The sequence below is a fragment of the Salinivibrio proteolyticus genome (genome assembly GCF_027286365.1).
GTDB classification, from domain to species: domain Bacteria; phylum Pseudomonadota; class Gammaproteobacteria; order Enterobacterales; family Vibrionaceae; genus Salinivibrio; species Salinivibrio proteolyticus.
Genome location: NZ_CP114584.1, coordinates 1,259,443 through 1,277,014 on the forward strand (window position 1 = coordinate 1,259,443; position 17,572 = coordinate 1,277,014).

Annotated in this window: 11 protein-coding genes; 5 read left to right on the forward strand and 6 right to left on the reverse strand. The window is 48.5% G+C overall.

From position 1 onward, the window contains the following. Positions 1 to 67: 67 nt before the first annotated feature. Positions 68 to 967 (forward strand): LysR family transcriptional regulator, encoded by a 900-nt coding sequence (locus N7E60_RS06070; protein WP_269598384.1) that lies wholly within the window; start codon positions 68 to 70, stop codon positions 965 to 967. Between the two features lie 4 nt (positions 968 to 971). Here N7E60_RS06070 and N7E60_RS06075 read toward each other — a convergent pair whose 3' ends face one another. Further along, complete coding sequence (locus tag N7E60_RS06075) at positions 972 to 2,030, reverse strand: hypothetical protein (RefSeq protein WP_096628030.1); 1,059 nt, start codon at positions 2,028 to 2,030, stop codon at positions 972 to 974. Positions 2,031 to 2,153: 123 nt separating this feature from the next. Then, positions 2,154 to 3,182, reverse strand: coding sequence for a hypothetical protein (locus tag N7E60_RS06080; protein WP_408642337.1), 1,029 nt, complete (start codon positions 3,180 to 3,182; stop codon positions 2,154 to 2,156). A gap of 356 nt (positions 3,183 to 3,538) precedes the next feature. Here N7E60_RS06080 and N7E60_RS06085 point away from each other — a divergent pair, with 356 nt between their 5' ends. From N7E60_RS06085 to N7E60_RS06100, 4 genes are all read left to right on the forward strand, one after another. Continuing rightward, a complete protein-coding gene (locus N7E60_RS06085) occupies positions 3,539 to 4,321 on the forward strand; it encodes a transcriptional regulator (RefSeq protein WP_096628036.1) in 783 nt (260 codons plus the stop codon). Between the two features lie 337 nt (positions 4,322 to 4,658). Then, positions 4,659 to 6,149, forward strand: coding sequence for an aerolysin family beta-barrel pore-forming toxin (locus tag N7E60_RS06090; RefSeq protein ID WP_269598385.1), 1,491 nt, complete (start codon positions 4,659 to 4,661; stop codon positions 6,147 to 6,149). Between the two features lie 72 nt (positions 6,150 to 6,221). Further along, on the forward strand, positions 6,222 to 9,077 hold the full coding sequence (locus N7E60_RS06095) for a twin-arginine translocation signal domain-containing protein (protein ID WP_269598386.1): 2,856 nt from the start codon (positions 6,222 to 6,224) through the stop codon (positions 9,075 to 9,077). Positions 9,078 to 9,230: 153 nt separating this feature from the next. Then, entirely contained in the window at positions 9,231 to 10,202 is a 972-nt protein-coding gene (locus N7E60_RS06100; protein ID WP_096628045.1) for an ABC transporter substrate-binding protein, read from the forward strand. Here N7E60_RS06100 and N7E60_RS06105 read toward each other — a convergent pair. From N7E60_RS06105 to N7E60_RS06120, 4 genes are all read right to left on the reverse strand, one after another. After that, on the reverse strand, positions 10,199 to 10,756 hold the full coding sequence (locus N7E60_RS06105) for a sugar O-acetyltransferase (protein ID WP_269598387.1): 558 nt from the start codon (positions 10,754 to 10,756) through the stop codon (positions 10,199 to 10,201). The genes N7E60_RS06100 and N7E60_RS06105 overlap by 4 nt on opposite strands. Positions 10,757 to 10,979: 223 nt before the next feature. Next, positions 10,980 to 13,409, reverse strand: a complete 2,430-nt coding sequence (locus tag N7E60_RS06110) for a M9 family metallopeptidase (protein ID WP_269598388.1) — start codon at positions 13,407 to 13,409, stop codon at positions 10,980 to 10,982. A 146-nt stretch (positions 13,410 to 13,555) separates the two neighbouring features. Continuing rightward, on the reverse strand, positions 13,556 to 15,355 hold the full coding sequence (locus N7E60_RS06115) for a Na/Pi cotransporter family protein (RefSeq protein ID WP_269598389.1): 1,800 nt from the start codon (positions 15,353 to 15,355) through the stop codon (positions 13,556 to 13,558). 188 nt (positions 15,356 to 15,543) lie between these two features. Beyond that, complete coding sequence (locus tag N7E60_RS06120) at positions 15,544 to 17,550, reverse strand: M4 family metallopeptidase (RefSeq protein WP_269598390.1); 2,007 nt, start codon at positions 17,548 to 17,550, stop codon at positions 15,544 to 15,546. Positions 17,551 to 17,572 lie beyond the last annotated feature (22 nt).

The following is a 17,572-nucleotide window of genomic DNA, read 5'->3' on the forward strand; positions in this document are numbered from 1 at the left end:
GAAAAGATATGGCACATAAAAAACGTGGTAAGATGCTGAATATCATTGATTTCTCAAAGGCAGGGTCATGGAGCTAAGATATTTACGGTATTTTGTGACGGTGGCAGAGTGCCGACACTTCACCCGCGCAGCCGAAAAGTTGGGCATTGCGCAACCACCACTGAGCCAGCAAATTAAAAAGCTAGAGCAAGAGGTGGGGGTGCCTTTATTTGAACGCTTATCTCGCGGGGTGGCGTTAACACCCGCCGGTCAGGTGCTTTATGATGATGCGGTGAAGATCTTGGCGCAGTTAGATCATGCGGTACAGCGGGTCAAACAAGTGGCGCGAGGAGAGCGGAATCAACTGCGGCTTGGATTTGCCAGCTCGACGGTCGTGAGCCAAGCCGTGTTAGAACTTGTTCGGCGGTTACAACAAGCCCATCCAGAGATTGATTTTCAACCAATAGAGTTACCCATGCCAGCGTTGGTGGAAACCTTGCGCCAACAGGATGTCGATCTCGCCTTTCTACGCTTACCATGTTATGCCAGTGAACACGTGGCACACACGCCGTTGTTTCCTGACCCGTTTAAGCTGGTGGTGCCTGCTAATCATGTCTTTGCCAAGCAGCAAAGTGTGACGTTGTCACAACTGGGCGATGACCCGATTATTCTGTTTCCGCGTGATATTGGCCCAGGATTGCATGATGCCTTGGTGGATGCCCTAAAAGGGGCGGGATTGACGCCATCGAATGCCTCGCTAGCGCCACAATTGCATTCAGCAACGGCGATGGTTTCAGCGGGGTTTGGGATTGCCTTAGTGCCTGAATCATTGACTACGCAACTGAGCGACCATGTCGCTGTCGTCGCGGTTGAAGACATGCCCTTAGTGAGTCACGTCGTATTGGCGTGGCAGCGAACTAATACCGCTCATGTTGTGCGGCAATGTATTCATACCGCACGAGAGCAAGTCACTCAGATGGCAAGCTGAGCCGTTAAGACCGTTGAGCGGCATGCTGTAAAAACTCTAATTGCATCCGCTCTTGCTCAGTCATTTGATAGGGCTCGTCAGATAGTTGCCCAGTATCAAAAATGCCGAGGAAATAATGGTCTTGAGGGCTGATGCCAAATTGTGCTCGCTCACCGGGATAGCCGGACATACGTTCAATCACCACGTCTTTCAGTTGCCATTCATCACCATAGCCGCTCATTGAAGCCCGAAATGCGCGCAGCTCCAGAGATTGTTCTCCCTCACTGAGGCGTGTCTTAGTGGTTAACACCGCAACGGGTTGATCGTCAGCAGTAAATAAATTGGCACGCACTCGATAGATACCGCCTTTATCGATATCCAAAACGAGTGGAATGACCATATCCGGCCCGCGGCCGAAAACTGGCTTCACCCCTTTCACTTCCGCAATGGGTTGGTAGAGGCGGAAGTCCGCGGTGAGTACATCGTCGCCACCATCAAAACTGAGTGCCGCTTTGAGGCGAAGCTCAATAGGCCAATCGGCTTCGGGCTCAATACTCCACTGTGTATCTGTGACATCGAGTCGGGTCAATTCCCGATTGGACTGGACATCGATAACCGACAAGGTCGCGTGATTAAGAGAGGCTGGGGTGACCAGTGAGGCTTGGATGTTTTCTGGGTAAAAGTAACGGTATTGGTTGAGCTTCAATGCCGCTTTTACCGAGCCATCGAGAATAGGCATTGGCGTCGAAACATACCGATTCCAGTGTAGATAAGGGCTTTGCTTTGATGGAATGGGGATCGAGTAGGAGGGGTGCTGGATTTGCTCCGCATAATCGGCCGCTATATAGCTGAGTGTGGGTGTCATCGAAGTCTGCACGATATCGGGCTCTTCGGGACGATATTGCGTATTTAGAGCGGTAGACGCTTGCGTCGGCGGTACGTATTCGGCAGTGTCAGGCGACGGCGGTTGATGGTTCTGCTCAGCAGTCAGTGTGGCAGGCGGAGCGTCGGGAACATCAAGCCATAGATAGGCAGTAACTCCAATAGATACTACCAAGGTTACTGCGAGTAGCAGTCTAGTCATAGCAATCCCTAATTAACGATTCGTGAATAAACTAACACAGCTGATAAAAGCGAATAAATCTGACCAGCTGCTCTTTGTGAAAAAAAGAGCAGCTTTGTTGGTCAGGTCACAGCATGACCGAGATTATTGCGGAAGGGCATGAACCAGCTCGGACAAGGTGTCACGGTCGGAATCACGGACAAAGCGATATTTTTTACCAAACCAACCATCTTTATCCACGGTTTCGACGGTAATCCGCGAATTATCACCGAGCACAAGCTCAGGATCAGTTGCTGTGACTTTTCCCTTGTGCCAAGGGTTAAAGATGGTGAGGTGGCTATACTTATCGCCCATCAACAGCGGATAGTGCAACGGCATAAAGCGTTTAACGCCTTTATGGACGTAATCCAATTTACCATCAAACTCAATCGTGGTGGAGCAACTGTCAAACTCATCGGCATCGGCGGCACCACAGGCTGAGTGGGCGGCGACCACGCCATCATCACTACCCGGAATAAAGGGAGACGTAGTACCCAAAAAGTCCGAACCATTGCCCACAAAGCGAATACGCGGCACACGGTTATCTGGCCACATCGCCAATTGACGTGCATTGGCCACTTTCAAGTCGTTCAGTACGCCAATGTTGTCTTTGGTTGGCATTTGTCCCATCCAAAGTGACACGGCTTTTTTCATCGCATGGTTTAACCAGCCACCACCTTCGGCAAGGTTAACGGCGATGTTGGCTAACTCAACACCGCCACCGGCGCCAGCAAAATCAAAGGTGCCGACAATATTGAGGGGCTCGAGTCCTGCGTTGCTCAGCCAGTTTTCTTGGTTATCGAGCAGATAGCGTGCTACTAGGTCGCCGGTAGAGTGAGTGACTAAAATGCAGCCGGACAGACAGGTTTCTTGCTCGGAAAGATTTTTCAATGCAGGCCATAGGTAATCGGAAGCTATTTTCCCTTCGATGCGTTCATGAGCAGGCCAGTCAATCCTAGCATCAGCATGCTGTAACCAGAAGTTTTGCCAATAGTCACTGCCATCACGCACGACTTCATCGTGATCGGGACGCGTTTTTAGTTGTGCGGGTTGAAAACCATGCACTAACACAATGTTGTATTGTCCGATGGCGGCAAAACTTATTGAAGACATCATAAGTAGGGCGATTGCCATCGTTATCTTATAAATATATTTCATTATTGTTGCCAACCTGTTTTGAGTAAACACTCAGTATTATATAGCTTACTATGCAATAACTTCCATAGTAATAAATCACTCACTAATCAATCATTTGACATTTTTCCAAAATTTGTATCTGATTTATTTGTCTGTTTTGTATAGAAAATAAACCATTGATGGCGATTTATTATCGGTTTTATACGTCTAATCGCCTAATTTTATTGCGGTTATTATTTTTTATATTAATAGAGTGAGTCTCACTTTTATGTAAAATGTGATCTTGTTTCGAATTAAAATGTTTACTATCGCAATGATTTATTGAGTTTTTTATAATCAAAAAGAAAAAGCCTATGATTTACTTCGACGCTGTTGCTAGGAAACTCCATAAAGACCACAAATCCACTCGACTTGGCTTCCGTGAAGCTTTAGTGCTGGAATGTTTGTTGCTGCATGCCCCAAAGACTGTGTGTAAGCAAACCTTGATCTGTTACGCGTGGGGAAATGAATACATTGGTCAAACATCGTTAGCCAAATCAATCAGTGCGCTGAGACGAAGCCTCATGGCGATTAGCGCGGATCCGACGTTAGTGGTCACCGTACCCAAGCAAGGCTATCGCATGGTCGAGGGTATGGTAGAAACCAAGACTGTCAGCGAGTCACAGGCAATCTTAGAACAAACTAAGGTAGCCCCCGTCACGACGAATGCCGCGACAGCTAGCTCTACTGACGAGTCGAGGTATGATGCTGAAAACAAGGCAGTAGCGAGTAAACCGATACGTCAGTGTGCCATGATGGCGTTGATGTTATTGGCATGTGTGGCGAGCAGCGTGTTTGTGGTAGGAAAACTCAATGGCTGGCGCTGGAGTGATTTGGTTCAGCGAGGCGGGCTGACACAGAAACGAGTCGGAAGCCTTTACGTTTTTTATCCCCAAGACACGCGCCTTGACTTTCCTATGGAGCAATTTTTAACCCACAGTCAGTGTGATTGTCTCGTCTACCTAGAAAAAAAGCACAAGTATGCCACGATTTATTTTGTCTCAAGAAAGACGAATCGTAGTGTGCTTATCCGGTATTCACCTTTCAATATTGAGCATGCCACTCATGAAATTGAGCAGTTTCTCGCTGAGGAATAAAAATAGAGTATTTGCTTTATTTTTATAAGCCTTGCCGAGTGTGTTTTGCAACATCTTATTATTTAGACTTCCTCTCATAGATATCCTTACTCAAATAATAGAGCCTTAACTCTAATTTATTTTTTTTCTGTGTTTTGCGTGAATTTTATTCCTGAATAAATATCACGTTTTACTTTGTTAGAATAAATATGAATTCAACCTAAAGAAATGAAATATAAAGGGAATTTAAATCATCGTTTTTCATTTTGTTTTCGTTATTGGCTATGAAAAGGTCAACAAGGTCAGCTTTCGAATGGCCGGCAGACTCTAATAACACCTAACAAAAGGAAGACGTCAAATGGCGACAATCTCACGTACAACAACCTTGACTCTCTCCACCATCGCAGTGCTCGTCAGTGCGGGAGTTGCACAGGCGAGAGTCTATCCTGACCAAATTGTGCTCGATACCTTAGGCGATGACCAATGTCGAGCTAATTATCGGCCCTTAACAGCAGACGAGGCGAGTACCCATCGCCACTTTTTGATGGATCGAATGGGGAAATGGCAAATCGCTGGACTTGAAGGCGATTGGGCGATCATGGGTAGCGGCTATAACGGTGAAATCAAACACTACGGCCAAACGAAAGATACATGGTGCTATCCCATCAATGATGAGGGCGAGATTCCGGATTACGCTGCTCAAAGCGTACCAGAAGGAACTGAGCTCGATGTCCAATATTCATTGGTCAATAACCGCAGTGAATTTGTCAAACCACTGAGCTATCTCGCGCACTACCTGGGTTACGCATGGGTAGGCGGTAACCAAAGTGATTATGTCGGTGAAGATATGAACGTTTGGCGTTCTGGTGACCAATGGTTGATCCGCGGTAACAATGATGGCGAGTGTGATGGCTACCGCTGTGGCGATAAAACCACCATCAAAGTGGATAACTTTGCTTATACCTTAAATGACAGTGATTTCTGGCATGGTGATGTGGTTGAGTCCGATAAACAGCTAGTCAAAACGATTTCTGCTGTTGCTCGCAACAACCTCGACGAGCCTCAACAAGTGGTCGTTGACCTCAAGGTCGATGAGGCCACCAATTGGTCGAAAACCAACACCTTCGGATTTGCGCAAAAAGTACAAACAGAAAACGAATTTAAGTGGCCATTGGTTGGCGATACCAAGCTCACTATTTCATTTGAAGCGAATCAAAGCTTTGCTAACAGCAATGGTGGCTCGAGCAGTGAGCAGGTGACGTTACAAGCGCGTCCATTTGTTCCGGCGAACTCCGAGATCCCTATTCGCGTTGAGCTTTATCGGTCGAGCATTTCTTATCCGTACCGCTTTGGCGCCGATATTAGTTATGACGTAACCTTTGACGGCTTTTTACGCTGGGGAGGTAACGCGTGGCATTCGCATCCTGAAAACCGTCCCACACGAAGCCACACCTTTACGATGGGACGTAGTAGCAAGCCTGAGCACGATATTGCTTACCAGTGGCATCATCGTTACATCCCAGGTGAAGTAAAATGGTGGGACTGGAGCTGGGCAGTTGAAAAATATGGCCTAGAAAGCATGCAGTGGGCAACAGGGAAGAGCTTGCGTCCGTTCTATTCCTATGTGTCGGGTGATTTTTATGCGGAATCCCAGTATGCAGGGACCATTGAGCTTGGCCAAGCGAGGCCGATTGGCAAAGCGACTTCCTCTCGCGTTAAGCGCTCTATTTCGCCAATGACCACGACTGGCGAAGCAAATGGGGTGGAATTGATTTCTAACTTTGACCCCGATGAACTGGCGAGCCTCGGTTTCGACAATGCCGAGTTGACCATCAAACCGGTTAAATAACCTCAAACCCGCATCCAAAGATGCGGGTTTTTTTATCCATTCAAGATAATCCCGATTGAAAAGAGGACGATCATGAAAAGCAAATGCAATGTCTGGGAAGGGCTTCGCTCCCAAAGTCGCCGTCGTTTTTTAACCCACTCGTCGGCGGCAGTGTTAACCATGGCGGCAGCTACCGTGTTGCCCAAGTCTGTCAAAGCGGCACAGTGGATTGCACCAACTACGTCGGCAGGGCTCAGTGAGCTTGATGCGATCAGTTTTTACACGGATTCATCAGAACATCGCGGTTTAGGGTTAGACCGAGTGGATTTCGAGACGCCCACTGACGAAGCCAATTATCTCGCGCATGTGATGTTTCAGAATATGATGAAACATAACTTTCGGATCCATCACAGTGGCCTAAGTTCCGACATAGGCGGTGCGGTTGAGCCAAATGATGATGTGTTAGCCATGCATGATAACCAACAGTCAGTGAGTGATGTTTATGCGCGCTATCAAACCTACTTTAATGACTACATGGCTGAATACATCAGTCAATATTTGCAGTATGGCTACAAAGGGCAAGAGAATGTGGACGTTAATGATCGCCTTGCCTATAACAGTTGGGACATGATCAAAGCGCATGCCAATATCGACTTGGCAGAGAAAGGGGAAACCTTCAAACAAATCATTGATGAGCTTTACGCGATTGCGACAAACTATTGTCAAAGTAATGTACTGGGACAGTACAAGCAAAATGCGTCTTATTGGTTAGATGAGCTGGTCACATACTACCAGCGAGATAGCACGCTCGAGTCGCTGCTTAACGATTGTGCGGTAAACGACAATGCCGATAACCGCTTCAATATTGCGGTTCAAAAAGTGAATGCGACGAGTGCGAAAATACGCACTTTAAATATTGCAGCAGGCCGTCCCAAAACGGAGAACACGCTGCGTGACATCGAGCGAGTGTTATTCGGTACTGTGATTAACGGCGTCGCGTTTAGTTTGCGCTGGGGGAGTGAGAGCGATCAGTATTCCGTGCTCGCCAATGAGGAGAACTTCTTGGCCGTTGCCCGTATTCTGCAGAACAATGACTCGCCTATCCAAAGCCAATTCTGGCGGCAATTCTTTAGCAATAATGGTGGCGTGTATAGTGTTTGGAATACGTTTAAAGGACTTGGGTTACGCGACGAGACCTTGGGTAACGATGCCACCCAGCAAGCGTTGACGAGACAATACCCTGAATTGGCAACGCCGGTCAGTGGCCAGCGAAGTATGACTGACGTTGTTCTATCCTCGTTGACCTTGTTGCTGGGTGTGGGACATTTCACTTGGGCATCCGCAACAGACAGAGAAGAGTGGGATAACCCCGTTGAGCTTATTGGGCTGGGCGCCGCATTTATCGAAACCTCGTTGCAAATTAGCTATGAGATCCTTGCGACTAAAGTGACACACTTCTTATTCGGTAATGGGACACCGATAACCGATGAGCTCGCGAAAGTGATGGCTAAATTTAGTCAGTTTCTGGGCAAACTGACCGGTCGTGTTGCCAATTTTATCAACGTTGAGCGTCGAATTGCGGAGTCATTATTTCTCGGCAAAATATCGAGTCTGGTTAATAAATGTTTTGTGGGACTCGCCTTTATTGCGGTCGGTATTGCCAGCTGGAATCTCGGCCAAGCGATTGCTAGCGGTGATACCGCGGATATTGTGTGGGCTTCAGTTAACTTCTTGATATCGGGCGCTGCATTTGGGCTTGCGGTCGCGGCGCTGATGGGGAGTGTGCTGGCAGGACCGTTAGGTATTGTGGTCGCCATCGTAGGGATAGTGATCGCGATCGCACAGTGGATTTTCGATGCATTACGTCAGCCGGAGCCCCGGCCTTCGCCGATACAGCGTTATACCAATGAAGTGGTGCAACCTGCAGACCTTATTCATGCCGACATTGGTCAGTACATTTGTCGCACTCGGATATATTGGGATAGACATGTCTGTTTTAGACCATTTGATGTAAAAACAATGAATACTGACTGGGAGTACATTCAATCTGTCGAAGACACTGTAGGCCGAGAAGTACTCGGAACGATGATATCATCTCAAATCACGGGTCGCACTTATTACTTTGGCGGTGATTTCGATTACCCTGAGTTTGGTCGTACCGATCGATTTTTCAGCGATGGCTTTAATGATAGTTTGAGCTACGAACAATGGAACCCAGATTGGCATATAAAGCGCTGCACAATAGCAAGTGAATGTGTTAACCGCTATTTCAATAGCCAGGCACTATTCTTGTGCGAAGATAGTAGTTACAGGAAGAATCTTTACTTCACACAAGGTATCGAAGAGGCCCCACAAAGTAGCGATATCATTCAGCTTCCGTCGTCACGCCCGCAGGATATTATTGATATTGTTGCAGTACACCAGCAACAGTCATGCATTTTTATTGTGGTATGCAAAGATAAGCATGTATATCAAGTCAAAGATGGACGGGTGTCACTCATCACGGAAGATTTTACCGATGGCTACCCGGATGACTACTTCCCATCGTTAACGACTGTTTGTACTGGCGATATGGTGAGTATTTTCTATACCCTTAAACTGGATGGTGTTGCAGAAGAAGATCGTCGCCTATATCAGACAATTATCGAGCGCGATGAACAACACAACTTTACGCAAGTACGGTTGCTGCAAGATATGCCGTTACCTGAAGGAGGGACTAGCTGGGGGCTTCAAATTGTCGGTCACTACTCGCCACCAGAAGGGGACAATGACGGTAGACACGAATTTATTCTCGTCACACAAAATCGCTATAAACGTTTTGGTGCCATTGAGGCTAAGCAACAGACCCAAAGCGAGGGGAAAGCACTGCGCTTATTCGGCGGGGTCGAATTTTATGTGCCGAACTCGGGCTTCCATGGGTTTTACAAAAATACCTTTATCCCCCGATAATCACTTATCTATCGCCGTCACGAATGTGGCGGCTTTTTCCATATTCCTTCCCTTTTTAGTTATGACTGACTTCTCGCTCTGGCTATGTGCTTTCTCGATATCCATCTTTTGACTAGGGTTAATAGCACGAAAGAAAAAAGACGGAGCGTGAGTATGAAAAACTGGCTACTGATTATCGTGGTCTATGCTGCCTCAGTAGGCCCGTTATGGGCTGCTGACGTCCTATTGATTGAGAGCTATCACAAAGAATACGGCTGGGATAAAAGCTATATTCGTGGGCTCGAAAACACGCTTGGCGATGATGTGACCTTACATACCTTTGAGATGGATACGAAGCGTTTACCGAAAACCGATTATGACAGTCAAGCCGACAAAGCCTTTGCTATGTATCAACAGGTCGCGCCCGATGTAGTGGTACTGGGTGACGATAATGCGTTGGGTTACATGCTACCTCGATTACAAAATGAAGATATCGATATTGTATTTTTAGGTATCAATGCTAACCCACGTCGATTGATGGCCAAATATAGCGGTAAGGCGAGAGTAACCGGTGTGCTCGAGCGCCCGCTATTTGCGCGCAGTATGCGAGAGATTGGGCAAATGTTGGGTAAAGATAAGCTGATTGTCAAAATCATGTTTGATGCGGGGACAACCGCAACCATTGCCACCGACCATATCGGTAAACAGTATCAAAGTTTGAAGAATAAACTGGGGATTGATGCCACGATTGAAAACCATGAGACGTTTGACGCGTGGAAAGCCTCGGTCAACAGTAGCGATGGCTACGACATTATTGTTGTGGGACTCTATCAAATTATCCGTGATAGCAATGGTAATGTTGTAGACCCGGATAAGGTGTTGGCATGGACCAACCAACACAGTGCGATCCCTTTGTTTGGTTTCTGGGACTTTTCAGTGGGTAAAGGCCAAACCGCAGGTGGGGTGGTGTTATTTGGTGAATCGCAAGGCGTTCAGGCGGGAGAGTACGTCAATCGGATACTGGCTGGTGAAGAGGCGTCCTCTATTTCGGTGATTTATGGCAAACAGGGACGCGCCATTTACAGTGGGGCCGAGTTTACTCGCTGGAGACTTAATGCGCCAAATGGCTGGCGCAATATTGATTAATCGTGATGATTAAGCGACTTGATTAACCGTGCAGGCGTGCCACCGTAAAGACTGTCAGGTGGCACGTCGTGTTTCACCACGGCGTTGGCGGCAATGACGCTGCGTGCGCCGATCGTGACGCCTTGACAGATCACCACATTACCGCCAATCCATACATCGTCTTCGACCACAATAGGTTTACACCAGGTCTCCCAAGCGCGGCGGCTTCGATAATCAAGTGAGTGGGTTGCGGTGTAAAACTGGGTATTGGGGCCAATCAGCACATGGTTGCCAATCGTGATCGGGGCCCCATCCAGCATAGTGGCATTCATGTTGATAAAGGTGTTACTACCAACCTGGATGGTTTCGCCAAACTCACAATAAAACGGCGGTTGGATCACCGAACCGTCGCCGATAGTGTGTAATAACGTGTTGAGCAGTTGCTTTCTTGTTGCCGTCTCTACGCTTTGGTTGAATGCTTGCAAGGTTCGTGTGGCGTGGTCCCGCCGGATATCAATGGAGCCATCGCTGTCATCAAACACAAGTCCTTGGCACATCTTTTCCCATTCGGTCATGGTTTCTCCTTATTATTCGTGAATAGCGATAAAGGTTGGTTCTCGCCGCATTGTCTCAATTTGTGTGGGAGAGAAAACAGCAATCATCCCTTGCGTCTTTTTCCTCTTTCTATTCTTTTCCCATTTATATGGCAACCGAACAAAAAAGCGCCACTCGGCAGTGGCGCTTGGTAACATTTTTTTAGTGCTTAGTGCTTAGTGCTTAGTGCTTAGTGCTTAGTGCTTAACGAAAATAAACACGCACATCGGTTTGGCTTCGGCTTCCATCACCTGCAAGTAGTAAGTGCAGACGCTGCTGGTCACGTAAATCAACTTCGATGTACTGGTTGCTGCCCGGTACGTCAGAGGCTGCTTGGTTTTGTGCTTGCGTGGGCCAGTAATCCTCGGCGGCGAATACGCTCAGATCCCCCGCGTCACCATCCGCCATGACCCACACTTGCGCCTTGGTGGCTCCCGCAGGTACATCGGCATACAGATAGCGACGTTGATAAACGCTAATACTGTTTGGGCTGGCGACGTTAAGTTGCGTTGGGCGCAAGTCATCGGTGCCTGCTGGTGTTTCAGGCTCTGGTTCTGGGGTTGGCTCGGGTTGCACTTGGCCTTCTGCATTCACTTTGACAGTGACATCGGTAAAGTCACCGCGACCGGTGACACTTAAGGTATACCGACCCGGCTTCACATCATTTAGTATCACGGTTTCATTACTGGTTTGGTTCCACTCGGTGGCGTCATAGTCGTAATAATGCGCTTGACGGCCTTTTGCCACGTAGAGATCCGCGTTGCCCTGTCCTTCGATACTGAATGTAAGCGCACTAGCAGGGTGGGCTAGGTCAATTTGATACAGGTGCTCACTGTATGCTTGCCCGCTAATGGTGACGGTCTGACCGAGAGACAGTGTTGTGACTTCTGGCTGCTCTGGCTCCGGTTCTGGACGAGGTGGTTCACCGGCATCGGTGTCTTCCAAGGTGGTCAGCCACTGCGCAAATGCCTGATCATAACGCTGACCATAGTCTTTGACTAAATTTGCCCACTGATCGAATTTTCCGGTGCGACCCGCGTCAAGCAAAGTATCCACAGCCTCTGGATGCTTTTCAAACAAGAAGCGTACGGCCAAATATCCCCAGCGATACACGCGGTTCACATCATGTTGGTAGGTGGTGGCAAACACGTCACTGAGTGAATAGCCGCCTTCTTTGCCTAAGCGAATTGCTTCGGCATAGTCATCACCATGGGCCATATACTCAGCAAAGCCTTCTAGCCACCAGACGGTATGACCGTGACGAAGCACGTCGTTGAAGTCGCCGTACATGTTAAATCGACCATCGAGATAATGGATATACTCGTGTTCAAGGTTCCAAATCGAAAGCGATTGGCCATTATCATTCCGGTACGCGATAAAACGGGCTTGGTTGTTTGGATCGGCAGGGTTCCCTTCTAAGTATTGGCCACCATTATCCGTCGAGTTACCAAACAAAAATGCTGAGTAGGTTTTGTAGTCCGATGGGTTATCAAATACCACGACTTCAACACTGTCGTTCAGATCGTCGGCGACGGCTTGATAGCCTGAGCTAACCGTTTGATGAAAAGCCACTTCTTTGTTGTGCAGGCTTTCACATGCCTGTTGCGCTTGTGCTTGTGTCATGCTCTGTGAGCGAATAATCGCCGGGCCATCACATTGGTGGCGATAAGGCATCACTTTGGCTTCTAGCGTGGCTTTGGCATCAGACAAGCCTAATTCGGCCATCTTGTCGGGAGCATAAGCATCCACCATTTCTACCATGCCTACCCAAACGGCGTCGTTTGGACCGCCCAACGGGAAACGGGGTAATAGATCTCTATAGTGGCTAATCACACGATCTCGCACGTTGGCTTGGGGGGCTATCAATAGTCGTCCCATTTCGCGGACCGTGTTTGATACTAACAACGCGCCGTGGTCGCTGTTAGACAGCTTAGGGTGATTGATAACGAACTGATAAAGGCGGTCAATCAAGGAGAGATCAGCGGCGAGCACATCGTAAAAGGCTTGACGAGATTGGTGGCCAGCCATGGCGCGGAAAAGGTTATTGAGCGCATCTGCGTAACGGCGCTCGTCTAAGCGTTCTTGGTCGAGGTTTTCAAGCAGTTGAATTTGCAGGTCTAGGGTTTGCGGCAAGCGCTTGATGCTGTCGGCCATCAGCGTTAAACCATGCAAAGCATCGGTTTGGGCGCTGCCCTTGGCCGTGGCGAAAGGCGAACGTAAGAACGTATTGATCGCATCCGCAAGGCGATCGCCCAGCGAGTCAGAGTAGTCAGGATTTGCTTTATCGCCATAGAAGCGAACATAGTAGGCGGCACGCACATACTCAGCTAAGTTAGCAATTTGGCGAGCTTGTTCGTCCTCACCCTGATAATGGGTAATGGTCTGCGATAAACGCTGTGCCACTTTACTAACAAACGCTTCTTGGTAGACGTTGCTATATCGAATAGACGTGGTGTCATACCAGCTGGTAAAACAACTGCGTTCAGCACTCATAATCGCTTCGATAGGCGCGTTACTGGCTGCCAAATCGGCAATCTCACAGTGAGCATCAGCCCATGCACTGGTGCTGCTCAATGCAGCGAGGGCAATCAGTGCCGATAAAGGTTTGGGTCGGGAAGGGAATAATGTATACATTTCAGGCTCCTAGATATCATTAGGCGGAGCCGTTATAACGATTTTACCGACACGCTTGGGTTATAAAGCCCAAAAATTAGGGCTTGGTTCCGTTTTCTTTGTCTATTTTGCTATTTATGCACCAATATTCCCCAAACAATACGGCACTAGGCTTCTTTTTCGCGCAGATGCAACTTCGCGATCCGTTTGGTGACGGTATAAACACGTTTGAGAGACTCGGTCCACTCCATCTCAATGCTAAACAGTTGTAAGCGGTTGGCATCATCCTCCACCAGACGCTCAGCTTGATGGGCGAGAACTTTATCAAGCAGGGCGTTCAGCTCGCGCTTTGCGTGCAAGACCTGTTTGGCGCGCTTATTGTCGCCTCGCCGAATCGCATTGACACAATCAAGCAGCGCATGAGTCACCTTTTCTTGCATGGCATCTAGCGTCGTACGCATTTTATTACTGATGGTGATATCCGCATTGAGGGATTTTTCCATTATCGGGATCAGCGTATTAGTGATCAGGTCCGCAATGCTTTCCAGTTGGTCGGTCATGCTAATTAATGCCATTTGACGTTGGCTTTGCGCGTGACTAAGTGGTTCTTTGCGCAGTCTGCCTAAATAAAACAGGATGTGTCCGTGCAGGGCATCGACTTGATTTTCAATTTCATCAATTTGTTTTAATGCGGCGATCGCCGCGTCGCGTTGTGGTTGGCTTGCCAGTTTCGAGGTGAGTGGCGGCAGGGTATTCATCATGTTACAGACCCGCCGTCCAATACGACCAATCTCAAGTTGCGCTTGATCCATCGCGATATCTGGTGTCATCAATAACTCTTTCGCCAGATATTTAGGAGTAATGATAGGCTTTTCGCTACTGAGTGGCTTTTTCGAGCGTGGCACAATCTTTTTCGCTAGCCAAACAAACCCACCGGCGAAAGGCAACATAACCAGTGTGTTAAGCACATTAAACAATGTATTGGCGTTAGCAATTTGCCGCGGCAGTTCAGCGCCCAAACGATCGACACCTGTCAGTTGGGGGTAAGCTGGAGAAAGTGCAACGCTCCAATCACTTAATAGCGAGATCAGTGGCAGCCAAATCATGACGCCGATGATATTAAAAAGAACATGAATGCTGGCGGTTTGTTTGGCTTCTCGGGATTTTCCGATAGCGGCGAGAAGTGCTGTCACACAGGTACCAATATTGGCGCCCATCGCAAGGGCGATACCACTTTCCAGTGAAATAAAACCTTGTCCGGCAAGGACAATTACGATCCCTGTTGTTGCTGAAGACGACTGAACTAATGCGGTGAACAGCGCCGCAAGTAAGATCGCGAGCAGAGGGTTATCCATGGTCGCCATCGCGTCGATAAAGGGCTGATAATCGCGCAGCGGTGACATGGCATCGCTCATCACGTTCATGCCCAGAAAAATCAGACCTAAGCCGAACAGCATATTACCGTAGTGTTTGGTTTGGTCGGCTTTGGCGATAAATTGGGTGAGAAAGCCGGCAGCGACCATTACGTACGCTGCTTTGGTGATCTTAAAGGCAACAATTTGCGCAGTCACCGTGGTACCAATATTGGCACCCATAATGACCCCGGTCGCTTGGGCAAGTGACATCAGGCCTGCTGAGATAAAACCTATCAATAATACGGTTGTGACGGAAGACGATTGAATGGTGGCAGTAATGCCGGCGCCCGTGAGCACCCCAGCCACGCGGTTGGTGGTCAGTTTGGCGAGCAAGGTTTTTAAGCGGCTACCGGCGGCGCTTTTGAGGGCATTAGACATCTTGTCCATACCATAGAGAAACAGCGCCAGCCCACCGAGTAGTCCCATGATCATGCTAGGATACTGAATGTTCTCAGCATTGCCTTGCGCGGCCCAAACGAGTGGGGAACACAATAAAAACAGCAGCGCCACAAGCTTGGCGCGAAATATGTTAGAAAAAATCGTCAGATGCATTCAATCTGCCCAATTATCTGATTATCACCAATAATCATTAACATAGATGTAAAGAAGCAGTAATGCGAATGTCACTTTCAAGAAGAAGGCAGAATCGTGGCGTGATCACAGTCGTGAGGAAACGGCCTGCGAGATAATCATAAAAAAGCGACTAGCCGTGGCTAGCCGCTAATCACAAGACAACAATATTAACCTTGGCAGCTTCCTTGATATTGCCAAACCCATTGATTCGAGAATGGATCAATGCCCCAGTTATCTTGCGTCGCTTGGAACAGATGCCCTTGATATTGAACGCTGACGCCGGAGTAGTAATAGTTGTAGGTTCCCCAGCTAGGGACGTTGCTACAGCGGTTTTGCTCGATACCACGGTCATCAAGGCGTGCGATTACGTTTGTGGCGTAGTCCACCTTGCTGGTGACAGTGACATATAGATCCATGCCTTGAATCTCACTAAAACCACAGTATTCCTCGTTACCCGCGTTGGTGGACGCACAGTCATGATCTTCGGCGCTCGCTGGACGGCCAACCGCCGTATATAAATCAACGTCACCCTGACCACGATAAGTTTGTAGCCATACGGTACCGCGTGGTGCATTCTTAATCACAAACTGGTGAGCCGTACCTGCGTAGCCGTGAAGTTCCACTGGCTGATCGAAAGTGAGCGGTACCACTTCAGGCGTCGGCTGCGGCTCTGGATCTGGGGTAGGCGTTTCACCGGTTCCTTGGCAGCTTTGGGTTTGGATGCCAACTTCAGCAAAGGCTTGGCTGACAGCAACGGCCGAATAGTTTAGCGCTTTCGCGGCTTCACATACGCCATCGGCGCCTTGTTGGAAGCTCGAGTTAGGTTGCCAGTACAATTGGTTGGCGGTGGCAAACGCGGTAAACGCTTTTTGGATATCCCACTCTGCGCTGGTGGCAAGATGGTAAAACGCTTTGTTGAAGATGCCTGAGCTAAAGTGCACGTCGATGCCTGGGTAGTAACGGTTGACATGACCAATGGAGCGTCCATCTTGGCTTGGATTAATGAAATAGCGCATCGCATCGCTATATTTCATCACGTCTTCACCCATTTTCCAGTTGAAGTCGCCATAAACATACTGACCAAGTGCCGCGGCGGCGATATCAGAGAAAGATTCGTTCATGCCTCCCGACATGCCGCGATATTCGAGCCCTGAATTTTGTTCAGTAAAACCGTGGCTGACCTCATGGGCAATCACATCCCAAGTGGTTAACGGATACATGCTGCCGTTGCCGTCACCAAAGGTCATTTGTTGTCCGTCCCAGAATGCATTGCCGTAGCCTTGACCATAATGGACACGCATGGTGAGCTTTTGACGGATAGGGCGTACGCCGAGCCAATCTTGATACATTTCAAAGACTTTTTGTCCAAAGTACTGCGCATCATTCATGGGTGCATAAGCCCCGTTGACTTGGCGGTAGTTGTTCTGGGGACAACTAAACTGGTGAACACTTCCACCCCATTCCTGATTGTTCATGTTGACCGTGACAACGTTGGGGCTGTCCATTTGGCAGTAGCGGTTGACTTCAAAGCCGCCCAGTTGAGTATTAGGGCCGAAGGTATAGCGTCCACTTTTTTGGTTACCACCGGGTCCGCCGGCCTCTAAGTGTGCGATTCCCTCCCAGCTATCTAATATATTTCCCGATTTCGCATCGACGATTTTCATCGGGCGCGAAGGATGACCGTTATCGCTGGCAAGGTAGTCAACTTTATAGACGAGACGCGCTGTTTGTTGTTCGTCCAACCAGATCAACAATTCTGTGTTTGCATCCGCTTGGTGAAAATGACGATTGCCTTGGCTCGTTTGACCTTGAGCAATCGCAATAGCCTGCTGCTGGTTAATCATGGGGAGAGTGCCACCAATATCTTGTTCGATATCAGTGACAACGTCACCTTTAACGCTTGGCGCAAAGCCTCGCGCGGCGGTGTTTTCAACCACAGAATAGCCGTAAACTGGAATGCCATGGTGCAGTTGCTGCTTACGAACTAGTGATTGATTGCCCACTTGCAGACGCGATTTTTCACGAAAACTGAGTGCAGGCGCTGCCGCCATTGCTGAGCGTGCCGTGTTGGCGTCTAGTGCTTGGCTAAGATCCAAATCAGAGGCATCAACGATGGTAGCGGCTTGGGCGGAAAACGCAAAGGGGAGCAAGAGTGCGAGCGGTGTTTTACGCATAGAATCCTCGAGTTAGTGAGTC

Bases quoted from the DNA above. Each gene is read 5' to 3' on its own strand.
- N7E60_RS06100 (WP_096628045.1), top strand. From the start codon at position 9,231: ATGAAAAACTGGCTACTGATTATCGTGGTCTATGCTGCCTCAGTAGGC.
- N7E60_RS06085 (WP_096628036.1), top strand. From the start codon at position 3,539: ATGATTTACTTCGACGCTGTTGCTAGGAAACTCCATAAAGACCACAAA.
- N7E60_RS06090 (WP_269598385.1), top strand. From the start codon at position 4,659: ATGGCGACAATCTCACGTACAACAACCTTGACTCTCTCCACCATCGCA.
- N7E60_RS06075 (WP_096628030.1), bottom strand. From the start codon at position 2,030: ATGACTAGACTGCTACTCGCAGTAACCTTGGTAGTATCTATTGGAGTT.
- N7E60_RS06110 (WP_269598388.1), bottom strand. From the start codon at position 13,409: ATGTATACATTATTCCCTTCCCGACCCAAACCTTTATCGGCACTGATT.
- N7E60_RS06080 (WP_408642337.1), bottom strand. From the start codon at position 3,182: ATGGCAATCGCCCTACTTATGATGTCTTCAATAAGTTTTGCCGCCATC.
- N7E60_RS06070 (WP_269598384.1), top strand. From the start codon at position 68: ATGGAGCTAAGATATTTACGGTATTTTGTGACGGTGGCAGAGTGCCGA.
- N7E60_RS06095 (WP_269598386.1), top strand. From the start codon at position 6,222: ATGAAAAGCAAATGCAATGTCTGGGAAGGGCTTCGCTCCCAAAGTCGC.
- N7E60_RS06115 (WP_269598389.1), bottom strand. From the start codon at position 15,355: ATGCATCTGACGATTTTTTCTAACATATTTCGCGCCAAGCTTGTGGCG.
- N7E60_RS06105 (WP_269598387.1), bottom strand. From the start codon at position 10,756: ATGACCGAATGGGAAAAGATGTGCCAAGGACTTGTGTTTGATGACAGC.
- N7E60_RS06120 (WP_269598390.1), bottom strand. From the start codon at position 17,550: ATGCGTAAAACACCGCTCGCACTCTTGCTCCCCTTTGCGTTTTCCGCC.